Here is a 1,071-nt window from a genome sequence, read left to right as displayed (position 1 = left end):
GTATCCCCCAGGCGTGCGATAGCTGGAGCGAGACGTGCGCGGCGTACCGATTTTTGCGCAATACGGATGTGGCCTGGGAAGCCATCCTGGAGCCGCATTGGGCGAGCACGCAGGAACGCATGCGCAGTCAGTCGGTCGTGCTGTGCATCCAGGACACCACCGAGCTTGATTTTAACGGCCAGGACATCGACGGTCTGGGGCCGTTGAACTACGAAGCAAGGCGCGGGCTGTACTTGCACCCGACCTATGCGGTGACGACCGAACGCGAACCGCTGGGCGTGCTCGATGCATGGATGTGGGCGCGCGAGGAGCTTGACGCCGATGGTGTACGTCCTGGGCCGAAAGAAAGCACACGCTGGATCGAAGGCTACGAGCGCGTGGCGGAAATGGCGCCGGACATGCCGCACACGCGACTGGTGTACGTGGCCGACCGCGAGGCGGACATGGTGGAAATGATGCGCCGGGCGCACGAACTGGGCACGCCAGCGGACTGGCTGGTGCGCGCCCAACATGACCGCTGCCTGCCCGGCGGTGACGGCGCCAGGCTGTGGGCGAGTACAACCAGCGCTGAGCCCTTGGGTGAAATCACCTTCATGACCGGCGCCCGCGAGACTCAGAAGAGCCGCACCGTACGCCAGCAACTGTGGGCTCGCGAAGTCGAGATAGTGGACGGCGAACGCGGCAAGCTCAAGGTTCACTGCGTAATCGCACGCGAAGTGGGGGCGCCCGCTGGCATCAAGCCGATTGAGTGGCGTTTGCTGACCAACCGAGCCGTCGCAACCCAGGAAGAAGCGGTCGAACTGATCAATTGGTACCGGGCGAGATGGGAAATCGAAATCTATTTCCATGTGCTCAAGAATGGCTGCGAAGTCGAGACCCTGCAATTGGCCGCTGTCGACCGGATCGAGCGTGCGCTGGCCTTGTTCCTGGTAGTGGCATGGCGTGTGACGTATCTGATGCGCAAAGGCCGGACCTGTCCGGATCTGGATGCCGCCTTGTTCTTCGATCCGGACGAAATTCGTGGCGCCCACCTGCTGGCCAAAAAGAAGATGCCGACGCCGCCGCCCACTG

1 protein-coding gene is annotated in these 1,071 nt (G+C 62.8%); it reads left to right on the top strand.

Going from position 1 to position 1,071, the window contains the following annotated elements; genetic code table 11:
* Positions 1 to 1,071: IS4 family transposase (locus F6X37_RS35820; RefSeq protein WP_187614675.1), on the top strand; the 1,071-nt coding region annotated here is incomplete at both ends.

Source organism: Paraburkholderia sp. 31.1 (assembly GCF_014397645.1).
GTDB classification, from domain to species: domain Bacteria; phylum Pseudomonadota; class Gammaproteobacteria; order Burkholderiales; family Burkholderiaceae; genus Paraburkholderia; species Paraburkholderia tuberum.
This window is presented reverse-complemented; position numbering and strand designations above follow the sequence as displayed.